15 protein-coding genes are annotated in these 19,658 nt (G+C 72.4%); 3 read left to right on the plus strand and 12 right to left on the minus strand.

What is annotated here, in order from left to right; all coding sequences use genetic code 11:
* Positions 1 to 62: 62 nt before the first annotated feature.
* From EST54_RS08870 to EST54_RS08880, 3 genes are all read right to left on the minus strand, one after another.
* Positions 63 to 1,031, minus strand: coding sequence for an SDR family NAD(P)-dependent oxidoreductase (locus EST54_RS08870; RefSeq protein ID WP_129246773.1), 969 nt, complete (start codon positions 1,029 to 1,031; stop codon positions 63 to 65).
* An 80-nt stretch (positions 1,032 to 1,111) separates the two neighbouring features.
* A complete protein-coding gene (locus EST54_RS08875) occupies positions 1,112 to 2,101 on the minus strand; it encodes an SRPBCC family protein (protein ID WP_129246775.1) in 990 nt (329 codons plus the stop codon).
* 6 nt (positions 2,102 to 2,107) lie between these two features.
* Entirely contained in the window at positions 2,108 to 2,941 is an 834-nt protein-coding gene (locus EST54_RS08880; RefSeq protein WP_129246777.1) for a histone protein, read from the minus strand.
* 392 nt (positions 2,942 to 3,333) lie between these two features.
* Here EST54_RS08880 and EST54_RS08885 point away from each other — a divergent pair, with 392 nt between their 5' ends.
* Entirely contained in the window at positions 3,334 to 4,881 is a 1,548-nt protein-coding gene (locus tag EST54_RS08885) for an alpha/beta hydrolase (RefSeq protein ID WP_244942477.1), read from the plus strand.
* 103 nt (positions 4,882 to 4,984) lie between these two features.
* Here the strand turns inward: EST54_RS08885 and EST54_RS08890 are convergent, their stop codons facing one another.
* From EST54_RS08890 to aroQ, 6 genes are all read right to left on the minus strand, one after another.
* Positions 4,985 to 5,212: a DUF6458 family protein gene (locus EST54_RS08890; RefSeq protein WP_040901776.1), complete on the minus strand. Its 228-nt coding sequence runs from the start codon at positions 5,210 to 5,212 to the stop codon at positions 4,985 to 4,987.
* 120 nt (positions 5,213 to 5,332) lie between these two features.
* Positions 5,333 to 6,349 carry a non-homologous end joining protein Ku gene (gene ku, locus EST54_RS08895; protein WP_129246779.1) on the minus strand — a complete coding sequence of 339 codons (1,017 nt, stop codon included), beginning with the start codon at positions 6,347 to 6,349 and terminating at the stop codon, positions 5,333 to 5,335.
* 125 nt (positions 6,350 to 6,474) lie between these two features.
* Positions 6,475 to 7,866 (minus strand): DUF2252 domain-containing protein, encoded by a 1,392-nt coding sequence (locus EST54_RS08900; protein WP_129246781.1) that lies wholly within the window; start codon positions 7,864 to 7,866, stop codon positions 6,475 to 6,477.
* 18 nt (positions 7,867 to 7,884) lie between these two features.
* Positions 7,885 to 8,283, minus strand: coding sequence for a DUF7144 family membrane protein (locus EST54_RS08905; protein ID WP_129246783.1), 399 nt, complete (start codon positions 8,281 to 8,283; stop codon positions 7,885 to 7,887).
* Positions 8,284 to 8,381: 98 nt separating this feature from the next.
* Positions 8,382 to 9,221, minus strand: a complete 840-nt coding sequence (locus EST54_RS08910; RefSeq protein WP_129246785.1) for a hypothetical protein — start codon at positions 9,219 to 9,221, stop codon at positions 8,382 to 8,384.
* A gap of 45 nt (positions 9,222 to 9,266) precedes the next feature.
* Positions 9,267 to 9,737 (minus strand): type II 3-dehydroquinate dehydratase, encoded by a 471-nt coding sequence (gene aroQ / locus EST54_RS08915; protein WP_129246787.1) that lies wholly within the window; start codon positions 9,735 to 9,737, stop codon positions 9,267 to 9,269.
* 662 nt (positions 9,738 to 10,399) lie between these two features.
* Between aroQ and ligD the strand changes: the two genes are divergently transcribed.
* Positions 10,400 to 11,362: a non-homologous end-joining DNA ligase gene (gene ligD / locus EST54_RS08920; RefSeq protein WP_129246789.1), complete on the plus strand. Its 963-nt coding sequence runs from the start codon at positions 10,400 to 10,402 to the stop codon at positions 11,360 to 11,362.
* 192 nt (positions 11,363 to 11,554) lie between these two features.
* Positions 11,555 to 12,214 (plus strand): endonuclease, encoded by a 660-nt coding sequence (locus EST54_RS08925; protein WP_129246791.1) that lies wholly within the window; start codon positions 11,555 to 11,557, stop codon positions 12,212 to 12,214.
* Positions 12,215 to 12,231: 17 nt separating this feature from the next.
* Here EST54_RS08925 and EST54_RS08930 read toward each other — a convergent pair whose 3' ends face one another.
* The 3 genes from EST54_RS08930 to EST54_RS08940 all read right to left on the minus strand — a co-directional run bounded on the left by EST54_RS08930 (position 12,232) and on the right by EST54_RS08940 (position 19,439).
* Positions 12,232 to 14,658, minus strand: coding sequence for a phosphoketolase family protein (locus EST54_RS08930; protein WP_129246793.1), 2,427 nt, complete (start codon positions 14,656 to 14,658; stop codon positions 12,232 to 12,234).
* A 140-nt stretch (positions 14,659 to 14,798) separates the two neighbouring features.
* Complete coding sequence (locus EST54_RS08935; protein ID WP_129246795.1) at positions 14,799 to 15,002, minus strand: hypothetical protein; 204 nt, start codon at positions 15,000 to 15,002, stop codon at positions 14,799 to 14,801.
* 201 nt (positions 15,003 to 15,203) lie between these two features.
* A complete protein-coding gene (locus EST54_RS08940) occupies positions 15,204 to 19,439 on the minus strand; it encodes a bifunctional nitrate reductase/sulfite reductase flavoprotein subunit alpha (protein WP_129246797.1) in 4,236 nt (1,411 codons plus the stop codon).
* Positions 19,440 to 19,658 lie beyond the last annotated feature (219 nt).

Below are 19,658 nucleotides of genomic sequence, written 5' to 3' on the forward strand. Positions count from 1 at the left end.
GACGGCACGGCCCCGCCGCCGCACTCCCTGCGACGACGGGGCCGGCGTCATGGGCCGGGAACTCAGCGCTGATTGAAGCGGTCCGCCGCCCGTTCGTTGAGGGCGCCGAGGACCGCACGCAGCCGAGGGGCCGGCGGCTGCTCCCCGGCCTCGACCGCCGCGCCGCGCACGGTGGTATGGGTGCCGTCCCGCGGCAGCACCCGGGCGACCGCCGACACCAGCCGGGTGGTGGTCACCGGGGCCAGCCCGTGGGCCGTGGCGCCGAGCCTGGCCGCCGGGGTCAGCACCAGGCGCGTGCGCCGGCGCTGGAGCGCGGTCACGATGCGGTCCGCCGCCCGCTCGGCGTTCATGGACAGCAACGGCGCCCCGGCCACCGCGGAGAACCACCCGTACTCCCGCCGCCGGTCCCCGCCGAAGAGGGCATGGACATGCGACCCGGTGCGCATCAGGCCGGGGTGGACCGCGGTCACCGAGACGCCGTGCGGGGCCTCCTCCGCGTGCAGCCCGTCGGCCAGCGCGCCCACCGCCGACTTGGCGCAGGAGTACGGCAGCAGATGCGGCACCGTCAGCAGACCGCCGACCGACCCGATGAGCACCAGCCGGCCGCCGGCCGGGCTGCGCCGGAGGTGAGGGAGGGCGGCCAGCGCGGTGTTCAGGGCCCCGTGGAAGACCGAGTCCATCGCGTCCTGGAACCCCTCGGCGCCGAGCGCCTCCGCGGGGCCGACCTGGATGATGCCGGCGTTGGCGATGACGATGTCCAGTCCCCCGTGGTCCCCGGCGATCTCCGCGAGGCGGTCGCGCACCGCGGCCCGGTCCCGTACATCGCACACCACCCCCTGCACCGTGCCGCCGCGGCACGGGCCGAGCTTGCCGACGGCCCTGCCCAGCTCGGCGTCGTCCCTGGCCAGCAGCGCGACCTCACAGCCGCGCCGCAGCAACTCGCGGGCCAGCAGCAGCCCGAGCCCGCGCGAACCGCCGGTGACGACAGCGGTGAGCCCCGCGATCGAGGGAGGAGGCGGAAACACACGCATGGTGAGTCCTTCCATCGGGCGCCGGCCGGCGCGGGCGGCAGGCATGACCTCACCTCACCGGCCCCGGCGCACGAACCGGCTCACTCCTCTTCCTCTTCCTCTTTCTCTTCTTCGCCCTCTTCCCACTCCTCGTCCTCTTCGTCCCCCTCGTCCCGGTCCTCGGCGTCGCCCTCGACCTCTTCCTCGTCCTCGTCGTACTCCTCCTCGGCGCCCTCGCCGTCCTCGCCCTCGTAGTCCTCCGCTTCTTCCGCTTCTTCCGCTTCTTCCGCCTCTTCGGCCTCGACGGCCTCCTCATGGGTCCGTACGACTTCGCCGTCGCGGATCTCGCCACGCCAGCCCTCCGGCTCCTCCTCGGTGAGGGTCACGTAGCGCTGGAAGTGTTTGAAGTCCAGCCGCAGTCGGCGTCCCTGGGCGCGCCAGATGTTCGCGGTCTTCTCGAAGAATCCCGAGGCGTAGTACTCGACGACCAGCACGATGCGGGTCAGGCTGGGCGCCAGCTCGTGAAAGCTGACGGCACCGTGGGTCGTTCCCTTGGAGCCCTCGGACGTCCAGATGATGCGTTCGTCCGGCACCTGCTCCAGGACGGTCGCCTTCCAACCCCGGGTCGAGGGGCCGACCTTGGCCTTCCAGTCCGTGGTCGTCTCGTCCTCCAACGACACATTGCGGACGCCCTTGGTGAAGCTGCTGAATTTCTCGTACTGGGTCCAGTGGTCGTAGGCGGTGCGCAGCGGTACGCCGATATCGAGAACCTCGATGATGTTGGTGACCTTCTGGTCCCCGGACTTGCGCTTCTTCCCGCCGCCCAAGGCCTCCTTGGCCTTGTCCTTGACGTTCTCCGCCGTCCCCTTGAGTACGGCGGAGACGGGGGAGTCGCCGCCGAGGAGATTGGCGCCGATCTTGGAAAGGGATCCGCCGTTCTGGGCGACATCGGTGAGCTGGTCCGTCACATCCATCAGCTTGTCGCCGGCTCGTTCGGCCAGATTTCCGACCCAGCTCGTCACATAGTCTCCGAGCTCGCCCCGCAGTCGGTCGAGTCCCGAGTCCGCTTTGTCCTGTCCCGTCTTGGCCATGACCGGTTACCTCCGGCGCTCGACGCGCGCTGATGTCTTTTTGGCGCTCTTCTTCGCAGCGGGGCCTGTTTTCCTGCCTGCGGCAGTCTTTTTCGGTGGGGCCTTCTTGGCGGCCTTCCCTGTCTTCTTCTTGGCCGTGGTCTCCTTGGCGGGTGCCTTCTTCGCGGCGGACTTCTTCGCTGTGGTCTTCTTTTCCGCGGCCTTCTTGGCCGGTGCCGACTCCTTGGCCGGGGCCTTCTCCGCTGCCGTCTTCTTCGCCGCAGTCTTCTTGGCGGCGGTCTTCTTCGCCGGCGCCGTCTTCTTCGCGGCCGTACGGCCGGTGGCGGCCTTCTTCCCGGCATCCGCCCGCGGGGTGCGCCGGCCGGTCCGCTCCTCGGGCTCCTCCTCGGGCTCCTCCTCGGGCTCCTCCTCGGGTTCCTCCTCGGGTTCCTCTTCCTCTTCCTCCTCCTCGTACTCGCCCTCGGGCTCCTCCTCGCCTTCTTCCTCCTCCTCTTCTTCTCCTTCTTCCTCCTCCGGCTCCAGCTCGCCGCTTTCGAGCTTCAGGGTCCGGTCGTGGAGCGTGTCGGCGAGGTTCTCAAGTTGCTGGTTGGCGGCCGCGGTCAGGGCCTTGCGGCCGGCGTCCAGCACTTCTCCGCGCAGTTGGTCACCCAGCTCCGCGACCTGGGGGATCTCGCCGAGTTTGCGTATCCCCTCCGTCACGAGCTGTCGCGGTTCGAGCCCCAACTGACGTCCGGCGACATACGACGCCACTGTCAAGGCGAACCGTGCCTTCTTCGTGCGGCCCAGCAGATAGCCGCCGGCCAGTGCGGCGACCAACAGGGCCTTGGATCCGTCACTCATGGGTGCGCCACCTTTTCCCGGTCATCCGGCCGAATCGGCGTCCGTTCAGGGAGTCACCGTCCAGCGGTGATGCTCCGCCCTAACTCCAGGGTGAGCTGTGTGATGTCCTCCGCATCTTGAGCGCGCTGACAAGCCCTGCGCGGCTACACCGTGAATGCGGCCGATGCCATTGCGTGGTGTATATCCGCGGGGGACAGGGCACGCGGAATGCCGTCGGCTGCCTCCTGCCCGCTCGCATAAGGGCTGGTCACGGGGGTGTACGGCACGTCGCATGCCCCCGTAGCAGGTGTGCGGACACCGCGTAACGGCCCTAGGCTCGGAATATGCCGGGAATACGCCGTGCGCCGTCTCGTGTGGGAGTAGGGGGAGCGCGGCGTGTTCGCCGGCGCACGGTGTCCGTACGGCTGTGGGCCGTGGCGGCGGTGGTGGCGCTGTGCGGCGTCTTTGCGGGAACTCCCGCCGCGGTGGCAGTCGGTGACCAGGATCTGACGCCGTTCTACAAGCAGCACCTGTCGTGGGAACCGTGCGGCACGGATGTGCAGAGCGGCGCGCAGAGCGGGGGCGCCACCGAGCCGCCCGGCTTCCGGGAGCGCCTGGAGTGCGCCCGGCTGACGGTGCCGCGGAACTACTCCGACCCCGGCCGGAACACGATGCAGGTCCAGCTGATCCGGCTCAAGGCGACCGGGCCCGGCAACCGGCTCGGCTCACTGGTGCTCAACCCCGGGGGACCGGGTGCTTCCGGCGTCAACTATCTGATCGACAGCGGCAGCGCCTTCGCCCGGCTGGGACAGCGCTACGACATCGTCAGCTTCGACCCGCGCGGCACCGGCCACACCGACCCCGTCTCCTGCGGCAGCAAGCTCAGCCCGCCCCCCGCCACGGACGAGGACAACAGCCTGGCCGCGAAGGAGAAACGCATCAACGAGGCCTGCGGGCGCTACTCCGGCGGGCTGCTGCCCTGGGTCGGCACCCCCGACGTCGCCCGGGACATGGACGTACTGCGCGCCGCGGTCCACGACGACAAGCTCAACTACCTCGGCTTCTCCTACGGTTCCAAACTCGGCGCGGTCTACGCCCATGAATTCCCCCGCAAGGTCGGCCGGATGGTGCTGGACAGCGTCGAGGACCCCACCAAGAACACCTGGCAGACCGCGGTGGCCCAGGCCCGGGGCTTCCAGCGGGCGCTGGACGACTTCGCCGCCGACTGCCTCCATGGCGCAAACTGCCCGCTGGGCACCGATCCGCATCAGGCGCAGGAGCAACTCCGCAGCTGGTACCGGAAGTTGAGCGAGACGCCGATGACGGTGAAGGGGGAGACGGTGGACGAGACCACCTATGTGTACGCCCTGCGGGAGGCCCTTTACAGCAGAAGCGACTGGCCGCAGTTGCGCCAGGCGCTGGCTCAGCTGCGGCGCGGCGACGCCTCGGGGATCCTCCGGCTGAGCAACAGCGGCGAGGGCGGCGGGGGCGCCCACGCCGGCCGGCTCCCGGCGCGGCAGGTCGGGCGGGACGAGCTGCCGTCGCAGGACCAGCTGGCCCTGCGGGCGATCGCCTGCCGGGACACCTCGGAGCGCTACGGTGCCGACGACTTCCCCCGGGCGGAGCGCGAACTCACCAAGGCCTCCCCGCTCTTCGGCCCGGACATCGCCCCGACACTGCTGGACTGCTACGACTGGCCGGTGGCGGGCGACGACTCCTCCCGCGACGTCTCGGCGCCCGGAGCCCCGCCCATGCTGCTCGTCGCCACCACCAATGATCCGGCGACGCCCTACCAGGGTGCGTTCAGCATGGCGCGGGCGCTGGACAACTCCAGTGTCGTGCTGACCTATCGCGGTGAGGGGCATGCCGCCTACACCACCGGCGACCCCTGCATCCAGCACTATGTCGACGACTTCTTCCTGAACGGCACCCTGCCGAAGCCCCGTACGTCCTGCGGCTGACGGCTGACGGCTGACGGCTGACGGCTGACGGCTGACGGCTGACGGCTGACGGCTGACGGCCGACCGGTCCGCCCCGCGAGCCCCAACGCGCCGTCAGGGGAGGCTACTTGTAGTAGCGGGCGTCCTCGACGTCGACGACGGGGGCGCCGGGGGACGGCGGCTGGGTGCGCCGCCGCTTGAGGATGCTGACGTAGGTGGCGAGGCCGATGATGCCGACGATCATCATGATGATCCCCACCAGGTCGAGGTTGATCCCGGCCATGTGCCAGTCCACCGCGAACGTGAGGATCGCGCCCACCGCGAGCAGGCCGATGCACCCGCCGATACCCATGGTGCCAACCTCCATAACTCTCTTGGCAGAAAACCCCGTTGAGGCATCGGGTACCCCGAGGCGGTCGCCTTATGTGCGCAAGCGGGGCGGGCGGCGGGCGGTCCGGTGCCCCGGCCGGGCTCAGCCGGCCCGCCGACCGCCCCTGCCGGAAGTCTTCTTCGCCGCGGCCGTCGTCTTGGCGGCGGACTTCTTGGCAGCCGACTTCTTGGCGGTGGTTTCGCCGGCGGCCGTCTTCTTCGCCGCGGTCTTCTTCGCGGTGCTCGTCTTCGCGGTGCCCTTCTTCGCGGTGCTCTTCGCCGTACCGCGGCCGGACCGGGCGGTGCTCCGGGCGGGTTCGCCCTCCTCGTCCTCACCGCGGGACTTCCTGGCCGCGCGCACGCTGTCCTGCAGGGCCGCCATCAGGTCCATCACCCCTCCGGCGGGCGGCTCCTCGCCGGCCTCGAAGTGCGGCTCACGATGCGCCAGCTTCGCCGCCACGATCTCTTCGAGCGCCTCGCGGTAATGGTCGTGCACGTCGTCCTCGGACAGTGCGCCGAAGGAGTCCATCAGGGTCTCCGCGGCCTCCACCTCATTGGCATGGACCTCCACCTGCCGCTCGGGAAGGACCCCGTCCATCGGGCGGATCTGGTGCGGCCACAGCAGCACCTGCATCACCAGCGCGCCCTCCATCGGCCGGATCATGGCGAGCGTCTCCCGCCCGTGCAGCGCGATCTTGCCGAGGCCCACGCGCTGATGCCGTTCCATCGCCTCGCGCAGCAGCACATAGGGCTTGGCTGCGGCGGGGCTGTCGATGCCCAGGTAGTAGCCCTTGCCCATCTGCAGCGGGTCGATGTCGCCGCCGGCGACGAACGCCAGGATCGTCAGGGTCTTCGCGGTCGGCAGCGGCAGCGCGTCCAGATCCTCGTCGCTCAGCGGGACGACGGTGTCGCCGTCGCCGGGACGGTAGCCCCGGCCGATCTCGTCCGGGGAGATCTCGACGCCCTCCACCGAGCACACGGGCTGATTGCGCACCCGCCCGCCGTCCGCGGTGTGGATCCGTACGAAGCTGACGGACGCGGAGCTGTCCGTGGCGTTGTACGCCGCGACCGGGATCGTGACCAGGCCGAAGCTGATGGAGAACTTCGCCGTGGGGCGCATGGGGCCGCCTTCGTCGGAGCCATTCGGATCCATGCTAGGCGGGGCGGGCGGCGCCGACATCCCGTGCGCGACCGGGTGTGCCGATCGGGTGGCGGGGGCGGTCCGCCCGGGCGCCGTCCGTGCGCTCAGCCGGCCTCGGCCCGGACGCGGCCCGCGCGGACCGCCTCCACGAGCGCCTGGTGGTCGCGCGCGTTCTGGTCCGCGTAGCGCTCCGCGAACTGCGCCAGCGCCTCGTCGAAGACCGTCCCCGAGCCGAGGTACGCGCCGATCGCGATCCGGTCGCCCGACCTGGCATGCGCGCGGGCCAGCGTGGCGCCGCAGCGCACGGCGAACCGCCGCATGCCCACCGGCGCCATCTCGTCCGCCGGCATGATGCCCTTCCAGTCGCGCAGCTGGCGTACGTAGAAATCGCGGGGGCGGCCGTCGATACCGGTGGTCCGCTGCCAGCCGAGGAAGATGTCGCTGGCGGCCTGCATCATCCGCTGGCCGTCCACGACCCGGGCGCCCTGGTTGCGGTGCCGGCTCGCCCCGGCGTACGGGGCGAGTACCGACTCGTCGGCCTCCTTGGCCTGGAGCAGCAGCGGATCGTCGGCGTCCTTGCCGAGCAGCAGCAGGATCCAGCAGCGGGTGCCCACGCTGCCGACGCCGACGACCTTGCGGGCCAGGTCGACGACCCGGTACTGCTCCAGCAGCCGGCGGTGGTCCGCGCGCAGACTGTGGCCGTAACTGGCGATGAGATCACTGAGGGTGCCGGCCAGCCGGTCGCCCTCGGGGCCCGGCAGCAGGTCGTGCAGCGGCACGACCAGCGGGGGATCGGACGCGATCCGCACCTGCCCGCCGCTGCGCCGGGTCAGCTTGCGGAACGCCTGCAGGGTGTCGTGCCCATGGGCGTCCTCGATGATCCGGGCCAGCCCCGCCCGGCCCCTGGCGCCCAGCTCCTGTGCCTCCTCGGCCTCGATCTCGGCCATGTCGGCGTGCTCGTACCAGACCTCCAGGGTGCGCATCCCCGCGTACCGGCGCATCTGCTCGCGGTAGGAAGCGCCGGCGGCCCGGACGATGCCGGCCCGTTCCGGTTCGCTGAAGCCGTTCTGGCGGCCCGCGATGGCGAAGCTGGCCGCCAGTCGCTTGACGTCCCACTCCCACGGGCCGGGCAGGGTCTCGTCGAAGTCGTTGATGTCGAACATCAGATGACGCTCGGGGGAGGCCAGCAGCCGGAAATTCAGCAGATGGGCGTCCCCGCACAGCTGGGCCCGCAGCCCCGTCGACGGTGTCGTGGCCAGATCCGCCGCCATGATGGCGGCCGCACCGCGATAGAACCGGAACGGTGACTCCAGCATCCGCCCGTAGCGAAGGGGCACCAACTCCGGGACACGGTGGGCCGATTGCCGCTCGACGATGTCCACCGGATCGGCCCGGTCCGGTGCCGGGGTGAACTCCGCATGACGGGAGCGGGGCACTTCGGAGCGAAGTGCCCTGCCCCGTTCCGCGCGTTCCCGCGCGGTGGGTCCGGTGGCCATGAGGCGCGTCGGGCCCGGTCAGACGGCGACGGCGTGGCGGTGGTCTCCGGCACACAGCGCCCAGATGATGAAGATGTCGATGGCGATCACCACGATGGCCCAGAACGGGTAGTGGGGGATCCACAGGAAGTTCGCGAGCGCGCTCAGGCCCGCGAGGATCACACCGACCACCCGGGCCCACGTCGCGCCGCTGCTCAGCAGGGCGATACCCGCGATCAGGATGACGATGCCCAGGATGAGATGGATCCAGCCCCACCCGGTGAGGTTGAAGGAGAAGACGTAGTTCTGCGTGGTGACGAAGACGTTGTCCTTGGCGATGGCGGAGATGCCCTCCAGGGCGGTCATCGCACCACCGAAGATCATCAGGACTGCGGCGAATGCGGTCCATCCGCCCACAGTCTGCTTCTGAGAGGCCATGGGTCACTCCTCTGCTTGAGAAACCTGGCCGACCACACCGGACCCGCCGGTGATCATGCCGTGACACCACGGTTCCACAGGTACGCGGAACCCGCATGTCAGGGACGTTCGCGGGCCTGCAGCACGCCCGCCACCGCAAAGCAGAGCGCGCCCGTGAGGGTCCCCCAGTTGGCGACGCCGACGTTCACGAGGCTGCCGGTCGCGGGCCGGCTGAAGGCCGCCAGCGCGGAGACCATGAAGAGCGCCGACCCCAGCTGATTGACCGCGACGATCCACCAGCCGAGGCTGCGCCGGTGGAAGCACGGCCGGCCGTGGCAGACCTCGATGACCGCCAGATGCCCCGAGACCAGGAACAGCACACAGCCGATCATGTCGGGGGTCCACACCAGCCGGTTCGTCTGCCGTGCCGTGAGCCCCTGCAGAAACGAATCCAGCAGATTGACGCCGAACACCAGCGTCCCCTGGAACAGCAGAAACGTACTCAGCCAGTCGACCCGGCCGGGCTCGTAGCTCCACCACCGGAACGCGTGCGTGGTCAGCTCACCTGCCGTACCCTCCCGGCGCGGAGCATTGATGGTCTGGGCCAGTGAGGCATAGCCGCCGAGGGTGAAGAAGACGCCGCCGATGAAGTAGACCGTGGCGCTCACGATCGGACCCGCGGTGCTGAACTGGGCGAGCGCCGCACCGGCGGCGAAGAGGAGCCCGCCGATCGTGAAGGAGCCCGCGGCCAGGCTGTTGAGCCTGCGCAGCCGTGCCAGGGCCGCGGAGTCGGCGCGCCGCTCACTGCTCTCGGCGGCACCGGTGGGCCGCACCGCGAGCGTCCCGCGCTTGCGGGCCGCCCGGGACTCCCAGACGGCGGTGCCGCCCTCCTCCAGGCGCCAGGTCAGCCGGGTGATGAACGGTCCCGCACCCTCGGCGCGCTCCTCGGAATGCCCCACCCGCCGAGACTAACCAGCCCGTGCGGGATTGCCGGTAGCGCCTCGTCAGGTCTTGTGCACCAGACGGGCCAGATGGGCCAGCGCGAGCTCATAGCCGTGGGCGCCCGCCCCGCAGATCACCGCGTCGGCGACCCCGGACACGTAGGAGAAGTGCCGGAACTCCTCCCGCCGGTGAATGTTCGACAGATGCACCTCGACGATCGGGACGTCCGCCGCGGCCAGTGCGTCGCGCAGGGCGACGGAGGTGTGGCTGTAGCCGGCCGGGTTGATCACGATCCCGCGGTGTGCGGTCCGTGCCTCCTGCACGGCGTCGATGAGGACGCCCTCGTGGTTGCTCTGTCGCAGGTCGGCCCGTAGTCCGTGTTCGGCGGCGGTGCGCCGGCACAGTGCCTCGATGTCGGCGAGGGTGTCCCGCCCGTAGATCTCGGGCTCACGCAGCCCGAGCAGATTGAGATTGGGCCCGTTGAGGACCAGGACGGGGACGGCGGAGGCCTGGTCGGCGTCCGGGTTCGGCATGTTCTCTCCCGTGCAGAGGTGCGCGGTGCGCGCCCGGCGTCTGGATGAACCGGTGGGTTCATTGTGCGGGACGCCGCGACCACCCCGGCTCGCCGGTCGGCGCCCGGCGGCTCGGGAGCCGGTTCAGCGCGGGCCACTCCCGCTTTCCGGCCGTCCGGTCTGCCGGTCGGTGCCCGGCGCGGGCAGCGGATCGGGCGCGGGGCCGGGCTGCGGACCCGGCGTCGGCGGTGCCGGGTGCGGCGGGACCGGATCCGGTTCGGGACCCGGCACCGGCGGCGGTACCGGATCCGGGCCGGGGGCGGGAACCGGGCCGGGCGCCGGGCCCGGAGTGGGTCCCGGCGGGCCGGGGCCCGGGCCCGGGGTGGGCGGAACCGGGTCCGGACGGGGGGTGGCCGGCGTACCTGTGTGCGCTCGCACCGTCATCTGCTCCTCACGTGTCGTTCCTGGGCGGACGGGCGCCGGGCGCTCGCTCCGCGCGGGCCTGCCGGTCTCCTTGCCGGTCCGGCGCCGCCCATGCGCCCAGCCGCGCACCGACCGCGTCCCTGCCCACTCTGCGGGGGCCCGCGGGCCCCCGCGACACAGGCGGTGCACGGACGCGCCACCGGACGTGCCACCCGGACGCGGGAGCGTAGCGGCGGCCCGGGCCGGGTACCCCCGCCCGCATGAACGCCACGGACACGGACACCGGTACGGACAGGGACACCGGTACGGACACCGGCGCGGCCTCGGTGCGGGTGGGCCGCCGCACGGTGCACCTCCACCGGCCGGAGAAGGTGCTCTTCCCGGACGACGGGCTGACCAAGGCCGATGTCCTCGACTACTACCGCCGGGTGGCCGCGTCGATGGTCCCGCAGCTGCGCGGGCGCCCGCTGATGCTGGAGCGGCTCCCCGAGGGCCTGGGCGGCCCGCAGTTCATGCAGAAGGACACCCCGGGCCACTACCCCGACTGGATCCGGCGGGCCGAGGTCGCCAAGGAGGGCGGCACCGTCACCCATACCGTCTGCGAGGACAAGGCGACCCTCCTCTTCCTCGCCGACCGGGCCTGCCTCACCTTCCACCGCTGGCTCGCGCGCGCCGAGCATCCCCTGCACCCGGACCGGCTGGTGTTCGACCTCGACCCGCCCGGACCGGACTTCGCCGCCGTACGGGAGGCCGCCCGGCGGCTGTGCGCGCTGCTCGACGAGCTCGGCCTGCCGGCCGCGTTGATGACCACGGGATCGAAGGGCCTGCACGTCATCGTGGCGCTGGACGGCAAGAGCGACGTCGACACGGTGCGGAGCTTCGCCCAGGACGTGACGCAGGTTCTGGCGGAGCGTCACCCGGACCGGCTGACCACCGCGGTCCGCAAGAAGTCCCGCGGCGACCGGCTCTACCTCGATGTGCAGCGCAACGCCTACGCGCAGACGGCCGTCGCCCCCTGGTCGCTGCGGCCGAAGCCGGGTGCCCCGGTGGCCACGCCGATCGGCCGCGACCAGCTCGACGAGCGCGGACTCACCCCGCAGCGCTGGTCGTTGCGGGATGTCGCGGGCGTCCTGGAGCAGGCGGCCGCCCGGCCGTGGTCCGGGGTGCCGGCCCGTGGACGGTCGCTGCGTACGGCGCGCAGGCGGCTCGACGCGCTGCGCTGAGCCCCCGCCGCGGCGGGGCCCGGCCCGGCCGCCCGTACGGTGCGGCATGTCCTTGCGCCCCCTGGCCCAACGGCCGTTTCCCGTGCGGCCGACCGGGGAGGGTGACCGCGGACGAACCGACCCGAGCAACGGAGGACATGGCGTGGCAGGCACTCTCCCCCTCGCCCCCGGGTGCCCGTACGGGACCGCGGCATGAGCCCCCTCGGCGGGCAGCGGGCCCTGGCGCACGCCCTGCTGGAGCGGCACGGCGAGACCTTCGCGGCACAGAGCGGGATCCGCATGGGCAACACCCCGCAGCCGCTGTACCAGGTGCTGGTGCTGGCCGGGCTGCTCAGCGCGCGCATCCGTGCGTCCGTGGCGGTGGCGGCCGCCCGTGCCCTGTTCGACGCGGGGCTGCGCACCCCGCGGCGGATGGCCGGGGCGACCTGGCAACAGCGGGTCGACGCGCTGGGGAAGGGCGGCTACCGGCGCTACGACGAGCGCACCGCCACCCAGCTCGGCGACGGTGCCATGCTGCTGCTGGACACCTACGGCGGCGATCTGCGGCGGATGCGGGAGGCGGCCGACGGCGACGCCACCGCGCTGCGCCGGGCCCTGCAGGAGATCCCGGGGATGGGGCCCGCGGGCTCCCACATCTTTCTGCGCGAGGTGCAGGGCGTCTGGCCCGAATTCGCCCCGTACCTCGATGCCAAGGCCGTCCAGGGCGCGGAGCGGCTGGGCCTGCCGGGCGACAGCCGGCAGCTGGCGCGGCTGGTCGGGCCGGACCGCACCGCCGCGTTCGCCTCCGGGCTGGTGCGCGCCGCGCTGGACCGGTCCGTCGTCGAGGACGTACGGACGGCCGCCGGCGCCTGACCCGGCGGGCGTCCGGCTCAGCCGCTCCAGGTCCAGTCCGCGACCTCCGGCAGATCGGTGCCGTACTCCCGGATCCAGGCGTGATGACGGGTACGGGCGTCGGCCATCTCCTGCCGGAGCGCGACGGCGCGCACCCCGAGGCCGGGCACCCGGTCGACGACGTCCATCACCAGTCGGAACCGGTCGAGATCATTGCGGACGACCATGTCGAAGGGCGTGGTGGTGGTGCCCTCCTCCTTGTAGCCGCGGACATGCAGATTCTCGTGGCCCGCGCGGCGGTAGCCGAGCCGGTGGATCAGCCACGGGTAGCCGTGGTAGGCGAAGACGACCGGCTTGTCGCGGGTGAAGAGGGCGTCGTACTCGGGGTCCGGCATGCCGTGCGGATGCTCCTCCGGCGTCAGCAGCCGCGCCATGTCGACGACGTTGACCACCCGCACCGCCAGCTCCGGCAGTTGCCGGCGCAGCAGATCCGCCGCCGCCAGGGTCTCCTGCGTGGGCACGTCCCCCGCGCAGGCCAGCACGACATCGGGGTCGCGGCTGCCGTCCTCGGTGCCCGCCCACGCCCAGGCGCCGGCGCCGCGCGCACAGTGGGCGCGGGCCTCGTCGAGGGTGAGCCAGTCGAAGCTCGGCTGCTTGCCGGCCACCACCACATTGACGTAGTCGCGGCTGCGCAGCACATGGTCGGCCACCGCGAGCAGGGTGTTGGCGTCCGGCGGCAGATAGACCCGGACCACCTCCGGGCTCTTGTTGAGGACGTGGTCGACGAAGCCCGGGTCCTGGTGCGAGAAGCCGTTGTGGTCCTGCCGCCAGACGTGTGAGGTGAGCAGGTAGTTCAGCGAGGCGACGGGGCGCCGCCAGGGCAGCCGGCGGGCCGTCCGCAGCCACTTGATGTGCTGATTGACCATCGAGTCGACGATGTGCGCGAACGCCTCGTAGCTGGAGAAGAGCCCGTGCCGGCCGGTGAGGAGGTAGCCCTCCAGCCACCCCTGGCACAGGTGCTCGGAGAGCACCTCCATGACCCGCCCGTCGCGGGCGAGATGCTCATCGGTGCCGAGGAGCTCGCCCTGCCAGGCCTTGCCGGTGGCCTCGTAGAGGGCCTCCAGCCGGTTCGACGCGGTCTCGTCGGCGCCCACGACCCGGAAGTCACGGCGCTCGGCCGTGGCCTCCATGACCGCTTCGAGCAGCCCGCCCAGTACCCGGGTCGGCTCGTGCAGCGCACCGCCGCGCTTGTCGACCTCCACCGCGAAGCGCTCCAGCGGCGGCAGGGGCAGCTCCCGCAGCAGCAGACCGCCGTTGGCGTGCGGCGAGGCACCCAGCCGGCGAGGCCCCTCCGGCACGCAGGCCAGCACCTCGGGGCGCGGCCGCCCCTCGGCGTCGAACAACTCCTCCGGCCGGTACGAGCTCAGCCAGTCCTGGAGCTGGCGCAGATGCCCGGCGTTGTCGCGTACGCCGGGCAGCGGGACCTGGTGGGCGCGCCAGGTGCCTTCGACGGGCTGCCCGTCGACCTCGCGCGGACCGGTCCAGCCCTTGGGGGTGCGCAGCACGATCATGGGCCAGCGGGGGCGCTCCGTGGCCCCCTCGGTGCGGGCCCGGCGCTGGATGGCGGCGATGCGGTCCAGCGCGTGGTCCATCGCGGCGGCCAGCGCCTGGTGGACCGCCGCCGGGTCGTCGCCGGTGACGTGGAGCGGCTCGTGACCGTAGCCGCGCAGCAGTGCGTCCAGCTCGTCCTGCGGGATCCGGGCGAGCACCGCCGGATTGGCGATCTTGTAGCCGTTGAGGTGCAGGACCGGCAGCACCGCGCCGTCGTGCACCGGGTCCAGGAACTTCGTGGCGTGCCAGGACGCGGCGAGCGGCCCGGTCTCCGCCTCGCCGTCGCCGACCACACAGGCGACCAACAGCTCCGGGTTGTCGAACGCCGCGCCATAGGCATGGGTGAGGGAGTAGCCGAGCTCGCCGCCCTCGTGGATCGAGCCCGGGGTCTCCGGGGCGACGTGGCTGGGGATGCCGCCGGGGAACGAGAACTGCCGGAACAGCCGGGCCATGCCCGCCTCGTCCCGGGGGACGTCGGGGTAGGTCTCGGAGTACGTGCCGTCCAGCCAGGAATTGGCCACCACGGCGGGGCCGCCGTGCCCCGGCCCCCATACGCACAGGGCGTCCAGCGCGCGGGCCTTGATGACGCGGTTGAGATGGGTGTGCACCAGGTTGAGGCCGGGCGAGGTGCCCCAGTGGCCCAGCAGCCGCGGCTTGACGTGCTCGGGGCGCAGCGGGACGGTCAGCAGCGGATTGGCCATCAGATAGATCTGCCCGGCGGACAGGTAGTTGGCGGCCCGCCAGTGGGCGTCGAGGGCGCGCAGCTCGTCGGCGCCGAGGGGGCCCGGCGCCGCTGCCGTGTTTGCCGCGTGGTCCGGGGTGCGGGCGTGGTCCGCTTGGTCCGCGTGGGGCATCCTCATCTCCTCACCGAGGTGGCGTGCAAGGGGCGTTCACCGGCGGAACCGTCCGGGTACCCACGCGACGGGCACGTCATGGCCGGGCACCGCGACCTGCCCGCTCCGGCCTGCGGTGCGGGCAACCGGAGGACGGTGGTTCAGTCGGGTGGCTCGGGGGCCGGGTGGTCGCCCGGGACCGCGCCGGGCTCTTCGGGTGCGGGGCCCGGCTCGTCGGGTTCCGGTGCGGGTTCCGGTTCCGCCGGGACCGGGTCCCGCGGCACCGGCTCCGGCTCGCTCGGCACGGCATCGGGCCGCCTGGGCTCCGGTTCGGTGGTCAGGGCGGCAGCGGTCATCAGGGTCATGTTCCTCTCCTTCCTCACCATGGTCCGTCCGATGCCCGGCGTCGGCCCGTTCAGGAGGAACGGGGGAGCGGGGGACAACGGCTGGACGACGGGCCGGGCTCAGGTGGGAAGGGAGGCGCCCGCGACGGCGGACACGCGTCCGGCCGGACGAACCGAGGTCCCGAGGGCCTGACCCACCGGACAGGCCCGAGGGCGGTGCCCTCAGTACACGTCGCGGACGTAGCGCTTGTCGGCGGCGAGCTGTTTCACATAGCCCGCGGCCGCCTCCTGCGTCAGGCCGCCGTGCCCGACGGCGATGTCCCGCAGTGCACGGTCCACGTCCTTGGCCATCCGGGACGCGTCACCGCACACATAGAAGTGGGCGCCGTCCTGGAGCCAGGACCACAGGTGGGCGCCGTGCTCGCGCATCCGGTCCTGGACGTAGATCTTGGCGCGCTGATCGCGGGAGAAGGCGGTGTCCAGCCGGGTGAGCAGCCCGTCCTGGCACAGCCGGCCGAGGGCGTCCTCGTGGTAGAAGTCGGTGGCGCGGCGCTGCTCACCGAAGAAGAGCCAGTTGGGGGCGCGGTGGCCGCGGGCGCGCCGCTCGTCGAGGAAGCCGAGGAAGGGCGCGACGCCGGTGCCGGGGCCCACCATCACCATCGGGGTCGCCGGATCGGCCGGCGGACGGAACTGGGGGGTGCGCCGGACGAACACCGGCACCGGGCTGTCCTGCCCGGCATCGGCCAGAAAGGTGGAGGCCACGCCCTTGCGCGGGCGGCCCTGACGGTTCTCGTAGCGGACCACGGAGACCGTCAGACGCAGCAGCGCGGGGTCGGTCAGCGGGCTCGACGAGATGGAGTACAGCCGGGGCTGCAGACGGGGGAGGAGGTCCGCCCAGTCCGCCGCACCGGCCTGTACCGGGTACTCGGCGAGGACGTCGACGGCCTGCCGGCTCCAGGTCCACTGGGCCAGCTCACCCCGGTTGTCGGGCCGCAGCAGCTTCTTCAGGACCCGGTCACCGGTGCGTTCGGCGACGAGGCGCAGCAGAGCGGGGGTGATCCGGGTGATGTCCAGGTGGCGGTGGAGCGCCTCGCCCAGCGGCACCGCGCCCGGGCCCGGGAGGTCGACGATGGCGGCGGGATCGGCACCGGTGACCGCCAGCCACTCCGCGACGAGCTCCGGGCAGTTCTGCGGCAGCACCCCGAGCGCGTCGCCCGCCTCGTAGTCCAGCGGGGTGCCGTCGTCGTCACGGGTGTCGAAGGTGAACTCCCGCACCTCCTTGGTGGCCCCGTCCCGGCTCAGCAGCTGGTTGCCGACGAGGCGGGCGGTGACCGGCGCGGCCTTGGCGGGCCCGGTGGCGGACGGAGCCGCGGGGGCCGCGGGGGCCGGGGCGGCCGCCGGCCTTCCGGTACCCCCGGGTTTCCCGGCACCGCCGGGCTCCGCGGCGTCGGCCGGCCCCGGGTCGTCCGTCAGGACCGTGAGCACCTGGTCGAGCCACTGCCCGGCCGGCGCTTCGTAGTCCGGTTCGCAGTCGGTCCGCGGCACCATCCGCACCGCGCCGAGCTCGGCGAGACGGGCGTCGAGCCGGCGGCCGTGGCCGCAGAAGTCGTCGTACGAGGAATCGCCCAGTGCGAGCACCGAGTAGCGCACGCCCTCCAGCCGCGGGGTGTCCGGCGCGTTGAGGGTCTCCCAGAAGTCCGATCCGTTGTCGGGGGCGTCGCCGTCACCGAAGGTGCTGGTGACGATGAGCAGATCGGCGCCGTCCGGCAGGGTGGCCGGTGCGGTGTCCGCCATGCTCAGCAGGGTCGCCTGCCGGCCGCTGCCGTTGAGCCGGCGGGCGGTGTCGGCGGCGACCTCCTCCGCGTTGCCGGTCTGCGAGGCCCACAGGACGACGAGCGTCCGGGCCGGCGCGTCCCCGGCCGGCGCGGCGGGGGCGTCGGCCGCGGCGGTCCGCGGCCGGACCTCGGGTATGCGGGAGAACATCCCGGCCAGCACGCCGTTGACCCACAGCGCGGTGTCCGGGCTGAACGGCGCCTCGGCCGGCAGCACCGGGGTGCCGACGGCGGACCCGGAGTCCAGCCCGGCGAGGAAGCCGGACAGATAGCGGCGCTCGTGCGCGGCCAGCACCGGCGGCGCGGGCTCGGCGAGCTGGAACACCCCGGCCAGCGCCGCCACCGGCACCCGCCCACCGGGGCCCGGGCCCGCGTCCGCCGCGGCCGTCCCGTCCGTGTGTGCCGCCGTCCCCGGCGCGGGCCCCGGCTCTCCCGCGACCTTGGCCAGGGACACCGCGCACGCCTTGAACTCGGGCTGGAAGGAGATCGGATCGACCGCGTCATGGGTCACCGCGTTGACGCTGAGGTACTCGCCGAACAGATCGTTCCAGTGGAACGGCGCGAAGCAGTTGCCGGGCCGCACCCGGTCGGTCGGCACCGCGGGCAGCACCGCCCGGCCGCGCCGTGAGGCGACCTCCACCTTGTCGCCCTCCGCCAGCCCCAGCGCCTGGGCGTCCTGGGGGTGGATCTCCACGAAGGGGCCGGGGCTGAGCTTGTTCAGCTTGGCGACCGTGCCGGTCTTGGTGAGGGTGTGCCACTGGTGCTGCAGCCGGCCGGTGTTGAGGACGAACGGGAAGTCGTCGTCGGGCAGTTCGGCGGCCGGGAGATGCGGACGGGCGAAGAACACGGCCCGGCCGGACGCGGTGGGGAAGGTCAGCCGGGGCCGGGTGCCGTCCGGCCGCTCGTCCAGGGACTGGCTGACGCCGTCGTTGAGGTAGCGCACCGGGTTGCGGGCGGGCCCGTCGGCGGTGGCGCAGGGCCACTGCACGGGCGTCTCCCGCAGCCGCTCGTAGGACACTCCGCGCAGGTCATAGCCCGTCTGCGGGTTCCAGGCGCGCTTGATCTCCTCGAATATCTCCTCGGCGCCGCGGTAGCTGAAGGCGTCCTCGAACCCCATCTCGCAGGCGACCTCGGCGATGATCCGCCAGTCCGGCCAGGCCTCGCCCGGTGCGTCGGCGGCCTGCCGCACCAGCGTCAGCGTGCGCTCCGAGTTGACCATCACGCCCTCGGACTCGGACCACATGGCGGCGGGCAGCACCACATCGGCGTACGCGGTGGTCTCGGTCTCCGCGAAGACGTCCTGCGCGAGGACGAACTCCGCGGCCTCCAGCCCCTCGATGACCGTGCGGCGGTTGGCGACCGAGGCGACGGGGTTGGTGCAGATGATCCAGCACGCCTTGATCTCACCGTCCGCCATCCGCTGGAACATCTCGACGGTGCCCCGGCCGGGCTCGTCGGCCCGCAGCGTCCCCGGCTCCAGGCCCCACAGCTCCTCGGTGAAGGCACGGTCCCCGGCCACCAGCGTGGACCGCTGTCCGGGCAGGCCCGGCCCCATGTAGCCCATCTCCCGCCCGCCCATCGCGTTGGGCTGGCCGGTGAGGGAGAACGGGCCGCAGCCGGGCCGGCAGATCGCCCCGGTCGCCAGATGCAGGTTGATCAGGGCATTGGTGTTCCAGGTGCCGTGGGTGCTCTGGTTCAGGCCCATGGTCCAGCAGCTCATCCAGGCGCCGGCCGCACCGATCCACTCGGCGGCCCGGCGGATGTCCGCCTCCGGAATCCCGGTGAGCTCGGCGACCGCCGCCGGCGGGTAGTCCGCGAGGAACTCCGGCATCGCCTCCCAGCCCTCGGTGTGCTCGGCGATGAACTCCGCGTCGAGCCTGCCGTCCGCGGCCAGCAGGTGCAGCAGGCCGTTCAGCAGCGCCAGATCCGTCCCCGGCTCGATCTGCAGGAACAGGTCGGCCTTGGCCGCGGTGGCGGTGCGCCGGGGGTCGACGACGATCAGCTTGGCGCCCGCCTTCACCCGTTCCATCATCCGCAGGAAGAGGATCGGGTGGCAGTCGGCCATGTTGGAGCCGATGACGAGGAAGACGTCGGCGTGCTCGAAGTCCTCGTACGAGCCGGGCGGGCCGTCCGCGCCCAGCGACAGTTTGTAGCCGCTGCCCGCGCTCGCCATGCACAGCCGCGAGTTGGACTCGATGTGCCGGGTGCGGACGAAGCCCTTGGCGAGCTTGTTCGCCAGGTACTGCGCCTCCAGCGTCATCTGCCCCGAGACATAGAGGGCGAGGGCGTCCGGGCCGTGCTCGTCGATGATCTCCCGCAGCCGCGCGGCGGTCCGCTTGACGGCCGTGTCCATGGCCTCGGCCACCGGCTCGTCGCCGCGGTCCGCGCGCACCAGCGCGGTCGACAGCCGCCCCGGCGCCGTGAACAGCTCGGCGCTGGTCGCGCCCTTGGTGCACAGGCGGCCGGCGTTCGCCGGGTGGGCCTTGTCGCCGGCCGCCTTGCGCACCGTCCGCCGCCCGTCCGCGTCCGTCGCGACGTCCAGCACGACCCCGCAGCCGACACCGCAGTACGTGCACGCCGTCCGCACCTGCGAAATGCTTTCTGCCGGCGGTTCCGGTGCGGTCACGGACGGTCCCCTTCGTGGTCGGCTGCTGTGCTCCCGACCTTACGAACGGCCCGTTAACCAGGTGTCACGGCAACCGCCCACCCGTCGTTACGGCGACCACACAGTGGCCGGCGGCGCTCCGTGAGGCGCCTGCCGACCGTCCCTGAGCTGCGCGGACCATGATCACGTCCGCCGCGCGGCCCGGAACGCGCGGGGCGGCGTACGGCCCGGGCCGCGCCG

Origin of the sequence: Streptomyces sioyaensis, from assembly GCF_004122735.1 — a bacterium.
Classification (GTDB): domain Bacteria; phylum Actinomycetota; class Actinomycetes; order Streptomycetales; family Streptomycetaceae; genus Streptomyces; species Streptomyces sioyaensis.